Source organism: Microvirga yunnanensis (assembly GCF_025460875.1).
This window is the reverse complement of the sequence record NZ_JAMXFI010000014.1, coordinates 51,194-71,486: the sequence shown is the minus strand read 5'-3', so window position 1 is coordinate 71,486 and position 20,293 is coordinate 51,194. Positions and strand designations below refer to the sequence as shown.

Below are 20,293 nucleotides of genomic sequence, written 5' to 3'. Positions count from 1 at the left end.
TCTGAAACGCAGCGCCTTTCAGTATCGGGATGGCCGGCACAAGGCCGGCCATGACGTGCGGAGGGTGGCGGGAAGGGCGGAGGGTGCCATGACGTGCGGAGGGTGGCAGTGAGACCGCAGGATGGCCGGCACAGGGCCGGCCATGACGTCGAGGAGGGTGGCAGGAAGGGCGGAGGGGGCCATGACCCGGAACGGTCGCATCCTGCGACGGCCGCTCGCGGCGGATCAGCCGCGGAGGGGGAAGACCCGCGGGCTCAGCTGCTCGAGGCCGCGTCCGGCCCAGTCGCGCTGGGGCGCGGCCGCGATGGCTTCCGCCTGGCCCCGGCGCAGCATGTCGAGATCCTCGTCGATGGCGAAATCGAGAACCTCGCCATCCCGGACCACCTGGCGTCCGTCCACGTAGACGTCCTTGATGGCCCTGTCATTGGCCGAGTAGACGAGGCTGCGAACGGGTTCGTAGTCGGGCTGCATGTAGGGATTGGCCATGTCGACGACCGAGAAGTCGGCCTTGCAGCCCGGGGCCAGGCGGCCGAGATCGGGGCGGCGGATCATGTCGGCCCCGACGGCCGTGGCCGCCATGAACGCGTCGTGGGTCGTCGCGGCCGTGAAGCTGCCCGCCACGATGCGGCCCGCATAGCAGGCCATGCGCAGTTCATCGAGCATGTTGTGCGGGAAGCTGTCGGTGCCGATGCCGCACCGGATGCCGGCCTTCACGTAGCGGGTCAGGGTGTTGAGGGCGATGCCGCGCCGGGCGAAGACCACGGGGCAATGCGCCACCTGGGCGCCGCTGTCGCGCAGGCGCTCGAAGTCGTTGGCATGCGGCCAGTGCAGCCAGGGATGATCGTTCAGGAAGATGCAGTGCCCGATGATCGTGTCCGGCCCGAGGGCGCCGATCCGGTCCAGCCACTCGATCGGGGTGCAGCCGTAGCGCCGCATGATCTCCTGGAACTCGACGATGCTCTGGGCGGCGTGGATCTGGATCGGCTGGCCGCGCTCCCGCGCCGCATCGAGCGCATCGCGGATCTGCCCTTCGGTGCAGGTGTCGATCTGGGCCGGCCCGATGAAGCCCGTGATGCGCCCGCTCGGGTGCTTCGAGGCGGCATCGGCGATCTCGATCGCCTCGCGCAGGAGCCGGTCGCCCGTCGCGGGATCGAGATCGTACTCGACCGAGTGGCCGTTCGTGGTCTTCCAGGGGCCGGACCGGAACATGCCCCAGAGCACGGCCCGGATCCCGGTCTCGGCATATTCGTCGGCCCAGGACGTCCGCGGGCGGCCGAGGTCGCAGATGGTCGTGACGCCGCTTTTCAGCAGCTCCGATGTGGCGACGCGCAGCGCGGGACGCGTGTATTCCGGTCCGATCTGGAAGACCGGCATGAACTCGTAGAGCGAGCTCTGGCCCAGGCGCGGGCTGCCCAGCTCCTCGAGCATGCCCTTCCAGCCGGGCTCGTGGCCGGGATGGCTGTGAACATCCACGAAGCCCGGGATGATCATCATTTTTCGGGCGTCGATCTCCGCGTCGACCGGGCCGGCGTAATCCTTGCCGACATGCACGATGTCGGCGCCCCGGATCACGAAATCCGCGCCCCGCAGGTAGACGTGGGATCGCTCGGCCTCGTCCCAGGCGACGATCCAATCGCAGTTGCGGAACAGGGTGGTCTTGGTGGCGCTGGTCATTGCAGGCTCCATGAGGGCAGACGGGGGACTGAATCGGAGGGATCGATGGTTTACGGCGCGGCGGCCTGCGACAGGCGCACGTGTCCGACCGCCATGACGACGGCGGCCTGGGTCGGTTCGACGACCGGAATGCCGACCGCCTGTTCGACGGCCGCGCGGTAGCGCGCCATGCCGGCGCAGCCCATCACGAGAACGTCGGCGCCATGGGTCGCCCTCAAGGCGCGTCCGACCTCGATCATCCGGTTCAAGGTTCGATCTTCATCGGACAGTTCTGCAACGCCCAAACCGATCGGCAGGTCGGCGGCGAAGCGGTCCAGGACGCCCATGGCGCCGAACATGCGCAGATGCCGCGGGATGGAGGTGGGCAGGATCGCCATGACGCCGAACCGCTGCCCGAGGGTGAGCGCCGCCAGCACGCCGCATTCGGCGATCCCGAAGACGCGATGCCGGCTCTGCTCGCGAAGGGCATGGAGCCCCGGGTCCGAGAAGCACGCGATGACGAATGCGCCCGCATCCTGTTCCAGTTCGGCGGCCTTGCGCAGCATGGGCATGACGACGCCGTCCACGTCGCGCTGCGACTGGATGCCGGGCGGTCCCTCGGCCAGGGACAGGCACACGATGCCGGGCCCGTCGGCGCCGCGCAGGGGAGCCACGGCGCTGTCGATGGCCGCCGTGACGGCCTGCGACGAGTTCGGGTTGATCACGTAGACGGTCGGTCCCATGACGGTTTCATCCTCAGCGAGCGAGCGGCAGGGACGTGTGCGCCAGCACGGCCAGGGGGCGGCCTTGCGGATCGTCCCGTTCGGCCCGCCGGCAGGCGCGCTTCTGCGCGTCCCGCAATTCCCGGACCGCGCCGTCATAGTCGAGACGGACGATGCGCCTGTCCTTCACCACCGCATGGCCGTCCACATAGACGTCGCGGATGGCGCGCTCCGCCGCGCAATGGATCAGGTTGCGCAGGGGATCGTGGACCGGCTGCATGGCCGGGTGGCTCAGATCCACGAGGGACAGATCCGCCTTCGCGCCGACGGCCAGGCGTCCGATGTCGCTTCGGCCGAGCGCGCGCGCGCCGCCGGTCGTCGCGGCCGACAACAGGCCGCCGGTGTCGATGTCGAAGACGCTGCGGCCGGCGATGCGCGAGCAGATCAGCGCCTCGCGCATTTCCTCCAGCATGTTGAAGGGATAGCTGTCGGTGCCGAGCCCCACATTGACGCCCGCGCGGCGATAGGCCCCGAGGCTTTCCAGGGTCATGCCGCTGCGCGCGAAGGTGACCGGGCAATGAGCGACGGACGTGCCGCTCCCGGCCAGGCGCGCGAGGTCGTCGCGGCTGCGCTGCCGGGTCCAGGAATGGTGATCGAGGAAGATGCAGTGGCCGAGGATCAGGTCGGGGCCGAGAACGCCCAGGCGCTCCAGCATCGCCGGGGCGGTCTCGCCGGTGCGCCGCAGCAATTCCTCGTGCTCGGCCATGGTCTGCGCCGCATGGATGGTGATGCGCAGGCCGCGGCTGCGGGCCTCGCCGACCGCCATCCGCAGCAGCTCTTCGGAACAGGTCTCGATCTGCGACGGGGCGACGACGCCGTCGATGCGCCCGCTCGGATGCGCGCGCGCCTCCTCCACGAAGGCCAGGGCCTCGGCATAGCGCTCCCGGCCGCGGGCCTCGTCCCAGTCGAAGTCGAGGCGGTGGCTCCCGGCCATGCGCCATTGCGCCTCCCGGAACCCGGGCGCCAGATAGGCCCGCAATCCGCTCTCCACCGCGAGCGGGAGCCATTGCGGATAGGGCGACGCGATGTCGAGATGGGTGGTCACGCCGCTGCGCATCAGGTCGCCCAGCATCACCGTCTGGCAGGCCGCCTTGGCATCCTGGTCCGCGTCGATCAGGGCCGAGTACTCGTAGAGGGCGTTGCCCCACAGGGCGGCGGTTCCCGCATCCTCGAACAGGCCCTTGGCGATCGGCTCGTCGCCGGAATGGCAGTGAACGTTGACGAGGCCGGGCATGACCATCAGGCTCTGGCCGGCGATCTCCTCGTCGGCACGCCCCGCATAGTCCGGGCCGATGGACAGGATGCCGGCCGTCGAGAAGGCCACGTCGGCGTCCTGCCGATAGACATGGCGCGAGGCCTCCTCGTCCCAGGCGACCACCCAGGCGGCCTTCCGAACAACCTTGATTGTGTCCGTCATGATCGATCTGTTCCATGCATGCGGGTTGGCATGCGGGTTGGGGACCGGTGGCCGGCGGGCCGACAGGCTTTCGCGATGTCTCTCACAGCAGCTGCGCGCCGAAATTGCGGCCCGGGTCGAACTCCGGAGAGAGGCGGCCCGTCGGCCGCATGGCGGGGGAGCACCCGCGCAGTTGCAGCCGTCCGGATCCCGGCGCCGCCTTGAGCGTGCCGTCCGCGATGAGGGTTTCGCCCCGGCGCAGGACGGTCTCCGGCCAGCCCTTCAGCCTTCGGCCCGCGAAGGGGTTGTAGCCCACGTTGTCGTGCAGCCCGTCATCGGTGAGGACGACCTCCCGGTCCGGATCCCAGATGGCCACATCCGCATCGGCCCCGACCGCGATGGCGCCCTTGCGCGGATGAAGCCCGTAGATCCTCGCCGGGGCCGTCGCGGTCAGCTCCACGAATTTTTCGAGGCTCGAACGTCCCCGGCTCACCATGGCGTCGAAGAGCAGCGGCAGGCGGGTCTCCAGCCCGGGCAGCCCATTGGCGATCTGCTTGAAATCCGCATCGGCCCCGGCGGCGAGCTTGCCGCTCCCGTCGAACCGATACGGCGCGTGATCGGAGGAGACCACCTGGAGGTCGCCGAGGTCGAGACCGCGCCACAGGGCTTCCTGGTCCGACGGGGTGCGGGGCGGCGGCGAGCACATCCACTTGGCGCCTTCGAGACCGGGCCGGTCGAGGTCGTCGGCGGTGAGGAACAGGTATTGCGGGCAGGTCTCGGCGAAGACCTTGACGCCCTCGCCGCGGGCGCGCCGGACGATGGCCGCCCCCTCGGCCGTCGAGACATGGAACAGCATGATCGGCTGGTCCAGGAGCTGCGAGAAGCGGATGAGGCGCTCGAACGCCTCGATCTCGCCGACCCGGGGATGGCTCACGCCGTGGTATTTCGGCTCGCCGTAGCCGCGGGCCACCAGCCTGTCGGCCATCCATTTGATCATGCCGTGATTCTCGGCATGGGCGCAGACCATGGCCCCGTGCCGGCGGGCCACCATCATGACGTCGAGAATCTGCTCGTCGAGAAGGCGGACCCGGTCATAGGTCATGAAGATCTTGATCGACCGGTGCCCGGCCTCGATCAGGCGGGGGAGATCCTGCTCCAGGGTTTCCGCACTCGGATCGGAGATCCACAGATGGAACGCGTAATCCGTCACGGCCCCGGCCGCGGCGAGGCGCGCGTAGTTGTCCACGACCGCGCCGAGATTGTCGCCGCGATGCTGCGCGGCGAAGGAAATGACCGTCGTGGTGCCGCCGAACGCGGCCGACCGCGTGGCCGACTCGAACGTGTCGGCGTTCATCAAGCCTCCGCCGGAGAGCTGCTCGATATGGCAATGGGCATCCACGCCGCCGGGAAGAACCAGCCTGCCGGCCGCATCGATGGTGGAGCGGGCCCGAAGCTCCCGGCCGAGGGCGGCGATCACCCCATCCTGGATCGCCACATCCATCGCGGCGACGCCGTCCGTCGACGCGACGCGTCCGCCTTTGATGACCAGATCATATTCGGCCAATGTCAGTTTCCCCCCGAGGATTCCCGGATGATCGCTTGTTGTTATGACGCTCAATCTATGCCGATGAAACGGGCGTCAGCAAGGGCAACGTGATGCGCGGGCGAGACGTTGTGAGGGTGTCGTCACCGGCCCTTGCCACCTTCTCCACGTCATCACCGGGCTCGTCCCGGTGATCCCGATTGTTCGAGGCGCCGCGCTTCAACGGATCGGGATGGCCGGCACAGGGCCGGCCATGACGTGTGGAGGGTGGTGTGAGCGGCTTCTACCAACACTCCACGTCATCACCGGGCTCGTCCCACCCGCCACGTCATCACCGGGCTTGTCCCGGTGATCTCGATACGGTGAGGCGCCGCGCTTCAACGGATCGGGATGGCCGGCACAGGGCCGGCCATGACGTGGGGAGGGTGTCAGGAAGGGCGGAAGATGCCATGACGTGGGGAGGGTGGCAGGAAGGGCGGAGGATGCCATGGCGTGGGAGGGGGCGCGCGATGGTCAGCCCGCCCTCAGATGCGGCAGGACGTGAGCCGGGACGGCCGCTTGCAGGCCGCACCAGGCGCAGGCCGCGCTCACGGTCACCACGATGATCGCCGGGCCGGCGAACGGGTCGTGCCCGCCGCGCAGGAGGCCCACGGCGAAGGGGCACAGGGACGCGCCGAGATAGCCGATGCTCTGCGACATGCCGGACAGCATGGCGGTCACCTCGGCGGTCGGCGCCCGGATGGTGACGAAGAGCAGCGCCAGGCCGAACAATCCTCCCTGGCCCAGGCCGAGAAGCAGCGCCCAGAGAAGCCTGCTCGCGAGCGGCGCGTAGATCAGCCCGAGAAAGCCGAAGCAGGTGGCCGCGAGGACGAGCACGATCATCAGGCGCGGCGATGCGCGCCGTGCCGCGAGCGACGGAACCAGCAGGGCCGTCGCCGTCTGGGCCAGGATCGACACGGAGGTGACGGCGCCCGCGTTCAGCACATCGAGCCCGCGGTCGCGCAGCAGGGTCGGCAGCCATCCGAGAACGATGAAGGCCAGCCCGGCCTGCAACCCCATGAAGGCCGTGACAGACCAGGCGAGGCGGTCGCGCAGCAGCAGCGAGAATCGCGGCAGAGACCCGGTGCCCGAAGCCGCGGCGCTCGACGAGGCGAGGGCCGACCACAGGAGACCGGCCACGAGGGCCGGAACGCTCCAGCCGGCGAGCGCCAGGGTCCAGGATTGCCACGCCCGCTCGAGAACCGGCGTCAGTCCCGCGGCGCTGGCGCCCCCGATGCTCAGGACCATCGTGTAAAGCCCGGTCATCGATCCGAGATGACCGGGAAAGCGACGGCGGATCACCACGGGCAGAAGGACGCCAGCCATCCCGATGGCGGCGCCGGCCAGGAGCGTGCCGGCGAACAGGGCCGGGCTCTGCGGCACCGCGCGCAGGCCGAGCCCGGCCGCGAGACCCATGAGGAGCAGGGCCATGGCGCGCTCGAGCCCGAGGCGCGCCGACAGGAGCGGCGCGAAGGGGCCGAAGATTCCGAAGCACAGCACCGGCATGGTCGTGAGAACGCCGATCCCGACGCTGCCCAGGCCGAGCCCCTGCTCGATCTCGGTCGCCATGGTGGCGGCGGACGTGAGCGCCGGGCGAAGGTTGATGGCGGCCAGGACGATGCAGAGGAGCGCGAAGGCCGCAGACCCGGAGGCGCCCCGCGCGGCGCGGAGCGGCGGCGCCATTCCCTCGGGCTTCAGATCATGGCGTGTGAGCATGCCTCATCCTTCCCGTCACGGGACCATGACCGGCGTTGTCGTTTCGAGCCATTTTGGCGAACCCGGCCCATCAGGTTCCGATCTGGTCGGTCGCCCTCACATGCCGCCAGAACGTCTTCGGCGTTTCGAGCATGGGCCGGAAGCCGGTGCGGTCGAGCATGGCGTCGGTCTCCCGCTGCGCGTCGTCGAGGATCTCATCCTCGTCGACGAAGGTCGCCTTGCGGTCCCGCAGGGCGATGCGGCCGTCCACGATCACCGTGTCGACGTCGTTTCCATTGGCGAAATAGATGAGCCGGAAGACCGGCATGTTGAGCGGATAGAGATGCGGGCGTCGCAGATCGAGCAGCACCAGGTCGGCCTTCTTGCCGACTTCGAGGGAGCCGATCTCCTTGTCCATGCCCAGGGCCCTGGCGCCGTCGATGGTGCACATCTCGAGCACCCGACCCGGCGGCAGCCATGTGGGATCCTTGAAGTGGGTCCGGTGGTAGTGCATGCATTGCTGCATGTGCCGGAACATGTCGCCCGAGCGGTCGGGCGCGGTGGCGTCGGAGCCGAGGCACACATTGGCCCCGGCCTCCAGCAGCTCGGGAACCGGGCAGCGGCCGAGGATCGACGCGATGGCGCTCGGGTTGTGGGCGATGTGCGTCCCCGTGTCGGCCACGATCCTGATCTCGTCGTCGGTGAGGTTCGTGGCATGGGACAGGAGGGCGTTCGGCCCGAGGATGCCGAGCTCCCGCGCATAGGCGACGCTCCCCTTCGTGTGGCCGTCCTGCGTGAAGACGAGCCCGGCCTCCCGCGCCAGATCGGCCGTCATGCGCGCCTGGCGCCTGGCCTCGTCCAGATTGTCCCGCCCGAGCTCGTCCACGTGCTCGGCGCGCAGGGTGGGGGTGATGAGCGCGATGTTGAGGCGCCCCCCGTGGGTGCCGTGCCAGGTCTCGATGAGGGTCCGGCAGGTCTCGAACTGCTCCTCGAACGTCACGGGACGCTCCACGGCCTTGCCGTCCACGAAGCGGGCATAGGTGCGGGGATGCGGCGGCCGCGTCGGCCCGACCGCCACGACGGAGCGGGTCCCGACCTCGCGCACGCCTTCGCAATGGGCGTCGCCGTAGACCGGTTCGTCGGTGCGCAGGATCGTGTCGCCGCCGCCCAGGAGGGAGACGCCCGTGGTCACGCCGAAGCGCAGGCGCTCGAGCGCCGCCAGCCGGGCTTCGGCCCGCCAGAATTCCGGCGTCGACGCGACGGTGTAGGCCTGGTGGCAGGCCTCGTACCAGGCCTCGCCGTTGCCGCCCCCCATGGTCTTGATGAGGCCGTGGCCCGCATGGGCATGCCCGTCGATCAGCCCGGGCATGACGATCTTGCGGCTGGCGTCGATCACAGTGGCGGCCCGATGATCCGCGAGCACCTCGTCGGTCGTCCCGACGGCCACGATGCGGTCCTTCTCGATGGCGACGGCGCCGTTCTCGATGACGCGGCGCCCGGGGTCCATGGTGACCACGATGCCGTTGGTGATGATGATGTCGGCCATGCCATATGCTCCGGTCGGTCAGGCGGCTTTGGGTTCGCCGCGGATGCGGTCGAGGGTGGGGACGAGGGACAGCAATTCCCGCGTGTAGGGATGCTGCGGCCTGTCGAAGAGCGTTTCCGAATCCGCCTGTTCCAGCAGCTGTCCCTGCCGCATCACGGCGACGCGGTCGCACATCTGGCGCACCACCGCGAGGTCGTGGCTGATGAGCAGCAGGGTGAGGCCGGTGGCGTCGCGCAGGTCCTTCAGCAGGTTGAGGATCTGCGCCTGGACCGACACGTCGAGGGACGAGGTGGGCTCGTCGCAGACGATGAGCCTCGGGCGGGCGCCCAGGGCCCGGGCGATGGACAGGCGCTGCCTCTGCCCGCCGGAAAAGGCATGCGGGAAGCGCTGCGCGGCCTCCGCCTCGAGGCCGACGGCTTCGATGAGCCGCGCCACGTCGCTCTCGGCCTGCGCGCGCGTGTCGGCGAGCCGGTAGAACAGGATCGGCTCGGACAGGATCGACCCGATGCGCATGCGGCCGTTGAGCGACGAATAGGGGTCCTGGAAGATCATCTGGATCGCCTGCCGCAACGGCCCGATCCGCCGGGTCGCGCCGTCGCCCGCGATGCTGCGCCCCTGGTAGAGGACGCGGCCGGCCGAGGGCCGCACGAGTCCCGACACCACATTGGCGATCGTCGTCTTGCCGCAGCCCGATTCGCCCACGAGGCCGAAGACCTCGCCGCTGCGGACCGAGAAGGACACGTCGTCCACCGCCCGGAACGGCCGGCCCCGCGAACCCGGGAGCCAGCCGCCCGCGCTGTAGTCGACGCACAGGTTCTCCACGGACAGGATGGGCGACGGGTCGGCGCCGGAATCCGGGCCTTGCGCCCTCGCGCGCAGTTCGGCGCGCGCCTCCTCGGCGCGGCCCTTGCCCTCGTCGCCGAGAACCGGGAACCGGTCGAGACGCTGATCGATGCGCGGCACGGCGCCGATCAGCGCCCGGGCGTAGGCGGCCTTGGGCCGGCGCAGGACCTCCTCGGTCGTTCCGGTCTCGACCACCTTGCCCCGGTGCATGATCGTGACCCGGTCGGCGATCTGGGCGACCACGCCCATGTTGTGGGTGACGAGCAGGATGCCGATGCCGCGGCTGTCCGCCAGGTCGCGCAGGAGCTTGAGGATCTGGGCCTGGACCGACACGTCGAGGGCCGTCGTCGGCTCGTCCGCCACCACCAGCCTGGGATTGCAGGACAGGGCGGCGGCGATCACCACGCGCTGGCGCTGGCCGCCGGACAACTGGTGCGGATAGGCCTTGAGGCGCCGCCGCGGCTCCGGGATGCCGACCGATTCCAGGAGTTCGAGCGCGCGGGCGCGGGCGGCCGCCTTGCCGAGCCTGAGATGGAAGCGCATGGCTTCCGTGAGCTGGCTCTCGATCGTGAAGAGCGGGTTCAGGCTCGTCATCGGGTCCTGGAACACCGCCCCGACATCCCGGCCGAGCACGATGCCGGCGGCCGATCCCCTGGTGGCGTCGAACCGCCTGCCGTCGATGTGGATGGTGCCGGCCGCGATGCGCCCGGGCTTCTCGAGCAGACCCATCACGGTGTTGCCGATGGTCGTCTTGCCGGCTCCGGATTCGCCCACCAGGGCGTGGATCTCGCCGGGGCGGATCACGAGGGACGCGTTCTCGACCGCCGTGAAGACCTCTCCGCCGGCGAGGGGATAGTCGACCCGCAGGCCCTCGATGGCGAGCACGGGAGGCGTTGGCGCGGTCATCGTTTCACCCTCAGCTTGGGATTGAAGCGGTCGCGGAGCCAGTCGCCGACGATGTTCACGGCCAGGACCAGGATCACGAGGGCGAGCGCCGGGAACAGGGCGATCCACCAGATGCCCGAGAACACGAACTCGTTGCCGATCCGGATGAGGGTGCCGAGCGACGGATAGGTGGGAGGCATGCCGACGCCGAGGAACGACAGGGTCGCTTCGGTGAGCACGGCGGCCGCGAGGTTGATCGTCGAGATGACGAGGACCGAGCTCATCACGTTCGGCAGGATGTGCCTCAGCATGATCCGCCGCGGCGGCAGGCCGATGACCTTGGCGGCGCGCACGTAATCCTTCGCCGTCTCCACCATGGTGGCGGCCCGCACGGTCCGGGCGTATTGCACCCATTCATGGATGGCGATGGCGCAGATCAGGATGAGCGGCGCCCATTCGGCCGTGGCCGCTCCGGGGACAATCGCCCGGGCGATGCCGCTGACGAGAAGGGCCAGCAGGATCGTCGGGAAGCTCAGGATCACGTCGCCGATCCGCATGATCAGGGCATCGATCCTGCCGCCGTAATAGCCGGCGAGAAGGCCCAGCGTGACCCCGAGGGTGGCGGCGAGCAGGACCGCGCCGCCCCCGATGGCGATGGACACGCGCGCTCCGTAGAGCATGGCGGAGAGCAGGTCGCGCCCCTGATTGTCGGTGCCGAGGAGGAAGCGCGGGTCCCCGTCGGTCGCGAAGGCGGGCGGCAGCTCGGCGTTGATCAGCTCGAAGGAGGCGAGATCCGTGGGGTCGTAGGGCGCGATGAGGGACGCGAGCAGCGCGCAGGCCACCATGAGCAGGGCGAGGATCGCCGCGACGATGACCGAGATCGGAGCGCCCAAGCGCAGGAACAGGCCGGGGGTGGAAGCGAGCGTTTTCATGCGGACCTCGCGCGCAGACGGGGATCGACCACCGCGTAGAGGATGTCCACGACGGCGTTGATGAGGACGAAGAGCAGGCCGACGAACAGCAGGTAGGCGGCCATGACCGGGATGTCGACGAAGCTCACGGCCTGGATGAAGAGGAGGCCCATGCCCGGCCATTGGAAGACCGTCTCGGTCACGATGGCGAACGCGATGAGCGAGCCGATCTGCAGGCCCGTCACGGTGATGACCGGCATGAGGGCGTTGCGCAGGGCGAGCCGGAAGTGGATGTACCGCGTGGGCAATCCCCGGGCCCTGGCGAAGCGGATGTAGTCGCTGGACAGGACGTCGATCATCTCGGCCCGCACCAGCCGCATGATGAGGGTGAGCTGATACAGCGCCAGCGTGATACCCGGCAGCAGGAGGGATTTCAGGCCGCTGACCGTGAGAAAGCCCGTCGACCACCAGCCGAGATCGACCACCTGGCCGCGCCCGAACGAGGGCAGCCATCCGAGCGACACGGCGAAGACCAGGATGAGCACGATGCCGGTCACGAAGGTCGGGGTCGAGATCCCGATCAGGGACAGGGCCTGGACCAGGCGCGCGGCGACGCCATGGGGCTTGAGGGCGCACAGCACGCCGAGCGGGATGCCGAGGGAAAGCGACAGGATCGTCGCGACCAGCACCAGCTCCAGCGTCGCGGGAAGCCGCTCGGCGATGAGCGTCGTCACCGGGCGCTGATTGCGGTAGCTGATGCCCAGGTCGCCGCCGAGCGTGCGGCCGAGAAAACGCCCGTATTGGACGACGAGCGGCTGATCGAGGCCGAGGGAGCGCCGGAGCGCCGCCTTCTCCTCCACGGAGGCGTTCTCGCGCGACAGGGTCGCCACGGGATCGCCCACGTAGCGGAACATCACGAAGGACACCGCCGATACGACGAGCATCACGAGGGCGGCCTGGCCCAGCCGGGAGATGAGGACTTTGAGCATGAGAGGTTCCTCACAGGTTCCTCCGCGGCCCGCCGGGTCGGGCGGGCCGCGCGTCTCCAATGGGTTTATTTGCAGGTCTACTTGACGTTCGCGAACCACAGGCGGACGTACTCGTCCGGGAATTGCGGAACCTCGACGCCGTCGCGGACCGCCCAGGCCAGCGGCTGCTGGTGGAGCGGGATGTAGGCGACCGTGTCCCGCGCGACCTTGAGGGCTTCCGCCAGCATGGCGCGGCGCTTGGTCTCGTCGAGCTCGACGGCGGCCTTGCGGGTCAGCTCCTCGATCCTGGGATTGCTGTAGGTGCCCGCATTGGAGCCGCCATAGCCGTCCTTCTGCTCGGTGAGCAGGGACGACAGGACGCTGAAGCCGTCCATGGGCGGCAGGGTGGCCCAGCCCACCATGGACACGTCGAACTCGCCCCGGTCCTGGCGCGGGAAGTAGGTGGCGCGGGATTCGGTCTGGAGCTCCGCCTGGACGCCGACCTTGGCCCACATGGACGCGATGGCCACGCAGGTCTGCTCGTCGTTGATGTAGCGGTCGTTGGGGCAGTTCAGCTTGGTCTTGAAGCCGTTCGGATAGCCGGCCTCCGTCAGGAGCTGCCGGGCCTTGGCCTGGTCATAGGCCAGCGGCACGTCGTTCTCTTTCGCATAGCCCGGGACGGGCGGCGCCACGAGCGTGCCGGTCGTCCGCGACTTGTCGCGCATGACCCGCTTCCTGATCGTCTCGAGATCGATGGCGTGCCACAGGGCCTGACGCACCTTGACGTCGAGCAGCGGGTTCTTCTGGCCCGGCATGGCCTTCAGCTCGGGACGGACATTGAGCGACAGCATGATCAGGCGGAGCGACGGCTCCTCGATCACCTTGAAGCCCGGCGACGCGGCGATCCGCTGGAGATCCTGGAGCGGCGCCGGCGCGATCAGGTCGAGCTCTCCCGACAGGAGGGCCGCCACGCGGGTGGCATCCGACTTCACGGGCTTGAACTCGATGCGGGTGAGGTTGTGCTGGGGCTTGTCCCACCAGTCCGGGTTGACCACGAAGGTCGTGCCCGCGTCCGGCTTGTAGGATTCCACCTTGAACGGCCCCGTGCCGACGGCGGTGGTCGAGGCCGCCGTCGTGACGCCGGTCGCGATATTGCCGGGCTTCAGGGCGCCGTTGGCCTCCATCCACTCCTTGTCCAGGATGTAGATGCCGGCAAGGTCGTTGAGGAGGAGCGGGTAGGGACCCTGGGTGACGATGTCGACCGTGAAGTCGTCGACCTTCTCGGCCCTGACCACGGTCGCGAGGTTGCCGCGGGCCCGCGCCCCGGGATCGAGGATGCGGGTGATCGACGCCACCACGTCGTCCGCCGTGAACGGGTTGCCGTTGTGGAACTTCACGTTCCGGCGCAGCTCGAAGCGCCAGGTGTCCGGCTTCACGGTCTGCCAGCTCACCGCCAGGGCCGGCTCGAGCTCGAGCGTTCGGCCGCGGCGCACCAGCGGGTCGAACACGTGGTGCAGCATGCTCGTGGTGAAGCTCTCCGTATGGGCATAGGGGTCGAGCGTGGTGATGTCCGTGGGCGAGGCCCACCGCAGGGTCTTGGCCTCTGCCGGCATCCCCATGAGGGCGCCGGCGATCGTCAGGCTGGCAGCGAGTCTGGTGTTCATTGCGGCCTCCACAGATCCTCTGGATTGGATTCTTTATTGGATACAATGAAGGTAAAATTTGCATACAAACCGGGAGGCGTCAATTCGCCGGATGCCCGAATGTTGGGCGCATCGGGGCGCAAAGACGGTCAGGCCTGCGCGCATCTTTCGGGCCCCTGGCCTGATGGCCCGGCCAATCCACCGCCCACCCCGTCATCACCGGGCTCGTCCCACCCTCCACGTCATCACCGGGCTCGTCCCACCCTCTCACGTCATCACCGGGCTTGTCCCGGTGATCCCGATTGTTGGGAGCGCCGCGCCTCACCGCATCGGGATGGCCGGCACAAGGCCGGCCATGACGTGCGGAGGGTGGCAGGAAGGGCGGAGGGTGGCCATGACGTGGAGAGGGAGCAGCACCGGCCCGCACCACCCTCCACGTCATCACCGGGCTCGTCCCGGTGATCCCGATCGTTCGAGGCGCGGCGCTTTTCCGCACGATGCGCCGGTCGTCCGGCGGGCGATGACCCGGATCAGGAGGCGTAGCGGTCCAGGATGGACCGGATGTCGCGGGTCCTGTCGGAATGGGAGGACAGGAGGGCCCGGTCCGTCACGGCCTCGAGGTGGTGGTCCATGGCGTCGATGGCGGCCTGACCGTTGCGCGCCCGGAGGGCGTCGATGATCTGCTGGTGCTCGCTGATCGAGCAATCCGACGAATGGGGCCTGCCGTAGAGCGCCAGGATCAGGGAGCAGCGCGACACGACCTCGTCCACATAGCGGGCCAGGACGCCATTGCCCGACAGGGAGGCCAGCAGAATGTGGAATTCTCCCGCCAGGCGGATGGCCGCGGGCCCGTCATGCGCATTGGCCTTGGCCTCGAGCGCCACGTGCTGCTGCAGGCGCTCGATGTCCTGGTCCGTGACCTTTTTCGCGAGCCGGACGAGCACCTGGCGCTCGAGGCACATCCTCGCCTCGAACACGTCCTGGGCCTCCGACAGGCTCGGCTGGGCGATGGTGGCGCCCTTGTTCGGCTGCATGTCCACGAGCCCTTCCGCATGGAGACGCGCCAGGGCCGTCCTGACGATCGTCCGGCTGACGCCGAACCGGTCGCCGATCAGGTCCTCGGTCAGCTTGTCGCCGGGCATCAGGGCCTGCTCGATGATCGCCCGCCGGAGACCCGCATAGACGGAGTCGCTGCGGGTGCCGGTGGCGGATCGTGGCTTTCTGACCGGTGCGTTCATGACGGGGTGCGGGGCAACTCGGGGGACGAAGGACGAACCATGTTCCACAAAACTCCCCGGGCCGGAAGGGGAGTTTTCGCTGGCATTCTGTATTCATGATTGTATACAAATATGCCGAACCGGCAAGGCCCTCGGGGTTGCGCCGGATGGGACGGGAGTTGAGAAGCGAGGACCCGATGCAGAATCTGTTCATCCGCAACGTTCGCCCGATGGGCGCAGACCCGACCTCGGTGACGATCCGCGACGGGCGGATCGCCGGCTACGGCCAGGAGGCCGGGGGCGGCGCGGAGATCTTGGACACGGAGATCTTGGACGCGGGCGGCGCGATCCTGATCCCGGGCCTCGTCGAGGCCCATACCCACATGGACAAGACCCTGCTCGGGATGGGCTGGTACCGCAACGAGGTGGGGCCGCGGCTGATCGACAAGATCGACAACGAGCGCGCGCAGCGCCGCCTCCTCGGGATCGATCCCGCCCGCCAGTCGGCCCGGCAGGCGGTGCTCGCCGCGTCCCTCGGCACGACCCATATCCGCACCCACGTCGACGTGGACACGGAGGTCGGGGTCGCGGGCATCGAGGGCGTTCTCGCGACGCGGGAGCGCTACCGGGACCTGGTCGACATCGAGCTCGTGGCCTTTCCGCAGAGCGGCATGCTCATCCGGCCCGGCACGGTCGAGCTCATGGACAGGGCCCTGCAACTCGGCGCCCAGGTGGTCGGCGGGCTCGACCCGGCGGCGATCGACCGCGATCCGAAGGGTCATCTCGATGTGGTGTTCGGGCTCGCCGAGCGCCACGGCGTGCCGGTCGACATCCACCTCCACGAGGCGGCGGAGCTCGGGGCGTTCTCCATGGAGCTCATCATCGAGCGCACCAGGGCCCTGGGGTTGCAGGGCAAGGTCACGATCAGCCACGCCTTCTGCCTCGGCATGACCGATCAGGACATTGTCGCGGCGCTGATCGACGCCCTGGCCGAGGCGCGGATCCACATCCTGACCACGGCGCCGGCGTCGAGGCCGGCTCCGGCCGTCAAGCGTCTGGTGGAGGCGGGCATCGTCGTCGCGGCGGGCACCGACGGGGTGCGGGACACCTGGGGGCCGTACAACCATCCGGACATGCTGGAGCGCGCCGTGCTCGTGGGCCTGCGCAACAATCTGCGGCGCGACGACGAGGTGGCGCTGGCGCTCGACACCTGCACCCATGGCGGCGCCCGGATGATGGGCCTGGAGGGCTACGGGCTCGATCCGGGCGACAGGGCCGACCTCGTTCTCGTCGAGGGCGAGACCCTGGCGGAAGCCGTCGTCAGCCGCCGTCCGCGCCGGCTGGTGCTGAAGGGCGGAAGGGTCGTCGCCCGCGACGGCGTCGCGCTGGTCGAGGCGCCGTAAGATCGCATCGCCCCGTCGAGGGATGCATCGATGGCGCGGCGCGTCTGCCGCCTCACCCGGGCGGGAGGCGCTTGCGGACGATCGCCGCATGGAAGCGCGCGCCGAAGAGCAGCCCGTCGTCGTCGAAGTCGTAGGCCGGGTTGTGCAGGGGCGCGGAATCCTCGCCGTTGCCCACGAAGGCGAAGCATCCGGGCACATGGTCGAGGAAGCGGGCGAAGTCCTCGGAGCCGGTCATGGGCTCGCGGGCCGTGGCCACATGGCCGTGGTCGAACACGGTCCGGGCGGCCGCGAGGGCTTCCTCCGCCAGGGCCGCATCGTTCAGGGTCGGCACGAACTCGCGCGTGTAGGTCACCTCGGCGGCCACATTGTAGGCCAGCGCCGTGCCCTGCGCGATGGCGCGCATCTGGGTCTCGATCTCGGCGCTGATCTCGGGCCGGAAGCTGCGGGCGTCGCCGAGGATGCGGGCCAGCCCGGGCAGGGCGTTGCGGGTCCCGTCCGTGGTCAGTTCCGTCACCGAGACGACGGCCACATCGGTCGGGCTGAGGCGGCGCGACACGATGGTCTGGAGGTTCATGACCGTCGCGCAGGCGGCGACCAGCACCTCGCTGCCCGAATGCGGGCGGGCGGCATGTCCGCCGACGCCTGTGAGCACGATCTCGAAATTGTCCTCCGCCGACATGATCGGCCCGGCCCGCGTCCGGAAATGCCCGACCGGAAGGCCCGGCATGTTGTGCAGGCCGTAGATCTCCTCGAACGGGAACCGCTCCATCAGCCCGTCGGCCAGCATGGCGAGCGCTCCCTTGCCCCATTCCTCGGCGGGCTGGAAGACGAAGCGCACGGTGCCGTCGAAGCCGCCGTCCTGGGCCAGGAGCTTCGCCGCCCCGAGCAGCATGGCAGTGTGGCCGTCATGGCCGCAGGCATGCATGGTGCCGGGGTTCTGCGAACGATACTCGCGGGCGTTCTGCTCCGTGATGCGCAACGCGTCCATGTCGGCCCGCAGCGCGATCGCCCGGTTGCCGCTGCCACGGGTCAGCGTCCCGACGACGCCCGTGCCGCCGATGCCCTCGGCGACCTCGTCGAGACCGAACGCGCGCAGCTTCTCGGCCACGAAGGCGCTCGTGCGCGTTTCCTCGAAGCCGAATTCGGGATGGGCGTGCAGGTCGCGCCGCCAGGCGGTCATCTCCCGTCGAAGAGCGTCCAGATCCATGGCCATGGGGTTCTCCTTACTGGGCCGCGAGGCGGGCGACCACGTCGAGCAGGACGGTCGCGCCGGCCACCAGGTCGGCGTCCGGGGTCTGCTCGCGGGGATTGTGACTGATGCCGCCGATGCTCGGCACGAAGATCATCGCGGCCGGCGCGATCCGGGCGATCATCTGGGCGTCGTGGCCGGCGCCCGACGTCATGCGCTTCACGGACAGGCCGCGGTCGCGGGCGGCGGTCTCGATCAGGGCCACCATGCGCCGGTCGAAGGTCACGGGCTCGAACCGCGCCAGCCGCTCGACCGCGATCGTGACCTCCTCGGCGGCGGCCAGCTCCGTCAGGTAGCCGGCGAGAGCCGCTTCCTCCGCCCGCAGCCGCTGCTCGTCGGGATCGCGCAGGTCCACCGTGAAGATGGCCCGGGAGGGAATGACGTTGATCGCGTTCGGCTCGAAGCTCATGCAGCCCACCGTCGCCACGGTGGGGGCGTTCGGCCGGCGGGCCCGGTCGCGCAGGAAGGTGACCACGCAGGCCGCCGCATGGCCGGCGTCCCGGCGCATGGCCATGGGCGTCGTGCCGGCATGGTTGGCCTCGCCCTCGATGGTGACGCGCTGCCAGGAAATGCCCTGGAGGGTCTCGACCGCCCCGACGGACACGCCCTCGCGCTCCAGGACGGGTCCCTGCTCGATGTGCAGCTCGAGATAGGCATGGGGCGTGAGGAAGCCCGGCTCCTCGGAGCCGGCATAGCCGATCCGCTCCAGCTCGGCCCCGAGCACCGTGCCGTCGGTGCCCAGGGTCGCCAGCGCCTCCTCGACCGGGAGGCCGCCCGCATGGACGAGCGAGCCCATCATGTCCGGGGCGTAGCGCACGCCTTCCTCGTTCGTGAACGCCGCGACCGCGATGGGGCGGGCCGGAATGGACCCGGCGGCCTTCAGGGTCTCGATGACCTCGAGGCCGGCCAGGACGCCGTAGCAGCCGTCGAGGATGCCGGCATCGATGACGGTATCGATGTGCGAGCCGATCATGACCGGCGCCCGGTCGCGGTGATCGGCCGTTCTCCAGATCCCGAAGACATTGCCGATGCGGTCGACGGCGACCTCAAGGCCCGCGCCGCGGATCCAGGCGACGAGGGCGTCGCGTCCGGCCCTGTCGGCATCGGAGGCGGCGAGGCGCACGAGCCGCCCGCCGCCGTCCCGGCCGATCCGCCCCAGATCCCGCAGACGTCCGAGCAGTCGCTCCGCGTCGATGGACAACGGTGTCACGCCTCTACTCCCTGGCCCTGGGCCGCGACCGCATCGGGCGTCATCCCGACCAGCGCGGCGTAGCGCTCCGGATCGGTGGCGCCTTCGGTGTTGATGAGGAACACACGGGACGCCCCGTCGAGGCCGAGCGCGGCCCTGATCCCGGGATCGGCCGCCGCGCGGACGAGACCGGCCAGGCCCACGCCGCCGCTCTCGCCGGCCACGATGGCCGGATCCCGTCCGGCCGGCCGGGCCAGGCGCCGCATCGCCGCGACGGCCTCGTCCTCGTCGACGGTCATGAAGGCATCCGCGACCCGCGACAGCACGCGCCAGGCGACGAGGGACGGCTCGTAGCATTCGAGCATGGCCATGATCGTGGGCCGGCCATGGCCGATCCTGACGGGATGTCCGGCCCGGGCGGTCTCCAGGAGACAGGCGGCCCGCGCCGGCTCCACCACCGCGAATGTGGGCTGCCGGTCGCCGAGCACGAGGGCGAGATGCCCCGCGACGGCCGCCGCGACGCCGCCGACGCCGGCCTGCACGAACACGTGGCTGGGCGGTGCGGGGAGCTGGCGCAGGGCTTCCCGCACCAGGGCCGTATAGCCCTGCATGACCAGTCCCGGGATGCGCTCGTAACCGGGCCAGGAGGTGTCGGAGACGACGATCCAGCCCGTCTCGGACGCGACGCGGGCCGCCTCGGCGACCGAGTCGTCGTAGGTGCCCGCGACCCGGACGATCCGGGCGCCGAAGCGGGCGATGGCCGCCACCCGCTCGTCGCTGACGCCGGCATGCACGAACACGACGGCGTCCGCCCCCACGAGCCGGGCGCCCTGGGCGACCGAGCGCCCGTGGTTGCCGTCCGTCGCGCACACGAAGGTCATCCCGGCCGCGATGGCCCGAAGGTCCGGGGTGGTGAGGTCGGCGACCTCGAATGGTCGTCCGAGCCGCCGGCCCGCTTCCTCCAGCACGAGCCGGATGACCGCATAGGACCCGCCGAGAGCCTTGAAGCTGCCGAGGCCCAGGCGATAGCCTTCGTCCTTGACGTGGACCGCGCCCACGCCGAGCTCGGCCGCCAGGGCCGGAAGAGCGAGAAGAGGCGTCGGAGCATGGCTGTCGCGGTGGAGCAGATGCCGCTCGACCGCGTCGGCCGCGGTCACGCTCAGGGTTTCGGCATCCGCCGGATCGAGCGGCCGGTGGTGGTCGGGGTGCCTGTTGGGGAGAAACATCGCCGTCCTCGTGCCTGGAATGGCGAGACGATAGTGCAGCGCTCCCGAGAAATGCGCTCTATCTTTGTCGGCTCCGCACAGGAATTTTTCATCCGGACGGGTGTT

Annotated in this window: 15 protein-coding genes; 1 reads left to right on the top strand and 14 read right to left on the bottom strand. The window is 69.6% G+C overall.

Features of this window, described 5'->3' with window-relative positions; translation table 11 throughout:
* Window positions 1–225: 225 nt before the first annotated feature.
* The 11 genes from NF876_RS09755 to NF876_RS09705 all read right to left on the bottom strand — a co-directional run bounded on the left by NF876_RS09755 (window position 226) and on the right by NF876_RS09705 (window position 15,142).
* Window positions 226–1,674, bottom strand: a complete 1,449-nt coding sequence (locus NF876_RS09755; RefSeq protein WP_262268604.1) for an amidohydrolase family protein — start codon at window positions 1,672–1,674, stop codon at window positions 226–228.
* 50 nt (window positions 1,675–1,724) lie between these two features.
* A complete protein-coding gene (locus NF876_RS09750) occupies window positions 1,725–2,396 on the bottom strand; it encodes an aspartate/glutamate racemase family protein (RefSeq protein WP_262268603.1) in 672 nt (223 codons plus the stop codon).
* Window positions 2,397–2,409: 13 nt separating this feature from the next.
* The gene (locus tag NF876_RS09745) at window positions 2,410–3,852 is read right to left on the bottom strand and encodes an amidohydrolase family protein (protein ID WP_262268602.1); all 1,443 of its coding nucleotides are present in this window, start codon (window positions 3,850–3,852) and stop codon (window positions 2,410–2,412) included.
* Window positions 3,853–3,934: 82 nt separating this feature from the next.
* Window positions 3,935–5,401, bottom strand: a complete 1,467-nt coding sequence (gene hydA / locus NF876_RS09740) for a dihydropyrimidinase (protein WP_262268652.1) — start codon at window positions 5,399–5,401, stop codon at window positions 3,935–3,937.
* A 486-nt stretch (window positions 5,402–5,887) separates the two neighbouring features.
* On the bottom strand, window positions 5,888–7,129 hold the full coding sequence (locus NF876_RS09735; protein ID WP_262268601.1) for an MFS transporter: 1,242 nt from the start codon (window positions 7,127–7,129) through the stop codon (window positions 5,888–5,890).
* Window positions 7,130–7,199: 70 nt separating this feature from the next.
* Window positions 7,200–8,654, bottom strand: a complete 1,455-nt coding sequence (locus NF876_RS09730) for an amidohydrolase family protein (protein WP_262268600.1) — start codon at window positions 8,652–8,654, stop codon at window positions 7,200–7,202.
* A gap of 18 nt (window positions 8,655–8,672) precedes the next feature.
* Complete coding sequence (locus NF876_RS09725) at window positions 8,673–10,403, bottom strand: dipeptide ABC transporter ATP-binding protein (protein ID WP_262268599.1); 1,731 nt, start codon at window positions 10,401–10,403, stop codon at window positions 8,673–8,675.
* Window positions 10,400–11,314, bottom strand: coding sequence for an ABC transporter permease (locus NF876_RS09720; protein WP_262268598.1), 915 nt, complete (start codon window positions 11,312–11,314; stop codon window positions 10,400–10,402). Before NF876_RS09720 ends, NF876_RS09725 begins: the two co-directional genes overlap by 4 nt.
* Entirely contained in the window at window positions 11,311–12,282 is a 972-nt protein-coding gene (locus NF876_RS09715) for an ABC transporter permease (RefSeq protein ID WP_262268597.1), read from the bottom strand. Before NF876_RS09715 ends, NF876_RS09720 begins: the two co-directional genes overlap by 4 nt.
* Before the next feature lie 77 nt (window positions 12,283–12,359).
* On the bottom strand, window positions 12,360–13,925 hold the full coding sequence (locus NF876_RS09710; protein ID WP_262268596.1) for an ABC transporter substrate-binding protein: 1,566 nt from the start codon (window positions 13,923–13,925) through the stop codon (window positions 12,360–12,362).
* Window positions 13,926–14,434: 509 nt separating this feature from the next.
* A complete protein-coding gene (locus NF876_RS09705; RefSeq protein WP_262268595.1) occupies window positions 14,435–15,142 on the bottom strand; it encodes a GntR family transcriptional regulator in 708 nt (235 codons plus the stop codon).
* A 176-nt stretch (window positions 15,143–15,318) separates the two neighbouring features.
* Here NF876_RS09705 and NF876_RS09700 point away from each other — a divergent pair, with 176 nt between their 5' ends.
* The gene (locus tag NF876_RS09700; RefSeq protein WP_262268594.1) at window positions 15,319–16,524 is read left to right on the top strand and encodes an amidohydrolase family protein; all 1,206 of its coding nucleotides are present in this window, start codon (window positions 15,319–15,321) and stop codon (window positions 16,522–16,524) included.
* A gap of 52 nt (window positions 16,525–16,576) precedes the next feature.
* On the opposite strand, the gene NF876_RS09695 is transcribed toward NF876_RS09700, so the two are convergent.
* Genes NF876_RS09695 through NF876_RS09685 form a run of 3 tightly spaced genes read right to left on the bottom strand, consistent with a single transcriptional unit; the run spans window position 16,577 to window position 20,188 of the window.
* A complete protein-coding gene (locus NF876_RS09695; protein WP_262268593.1) occupies window positions 16,577–17,737 on the bottom strand; it encodes a M20 aminoacylase family protein in 1,161 nt (386 codons plus the stop codon).
* A 10-nt stretch (window positions 17,738–17,747) separates the two neighbouring features.
* Window positions 17,748–18,983, bottom strand: a complete 1,236-nt coding sequence (locus tag NF876_RS09690; RefSeq protein WP_262268592.1) for a Zn-dependent hydrolase — start codon at window positions 18,981–18,983, stop codon at window positions 17,748–17,750.
* On the bottom strand, window positions 18,980–20,188 hold the full coding sequence (locus NF876_RS09685; RefSeq protein WP_262268591.1) for a diaminopropionate ammonia-lyase: 1,209 nt from the start codon (window positions 20,186–20,188) through the stop codon (window positions 18,980–18,982). Before NF876_RS09685 ends, NF876_RS09690 begins: the two co-directional genes overlap by 4 nt.
* Window positions 20,189–20,293: the final 105 nt, after the last annotated feature.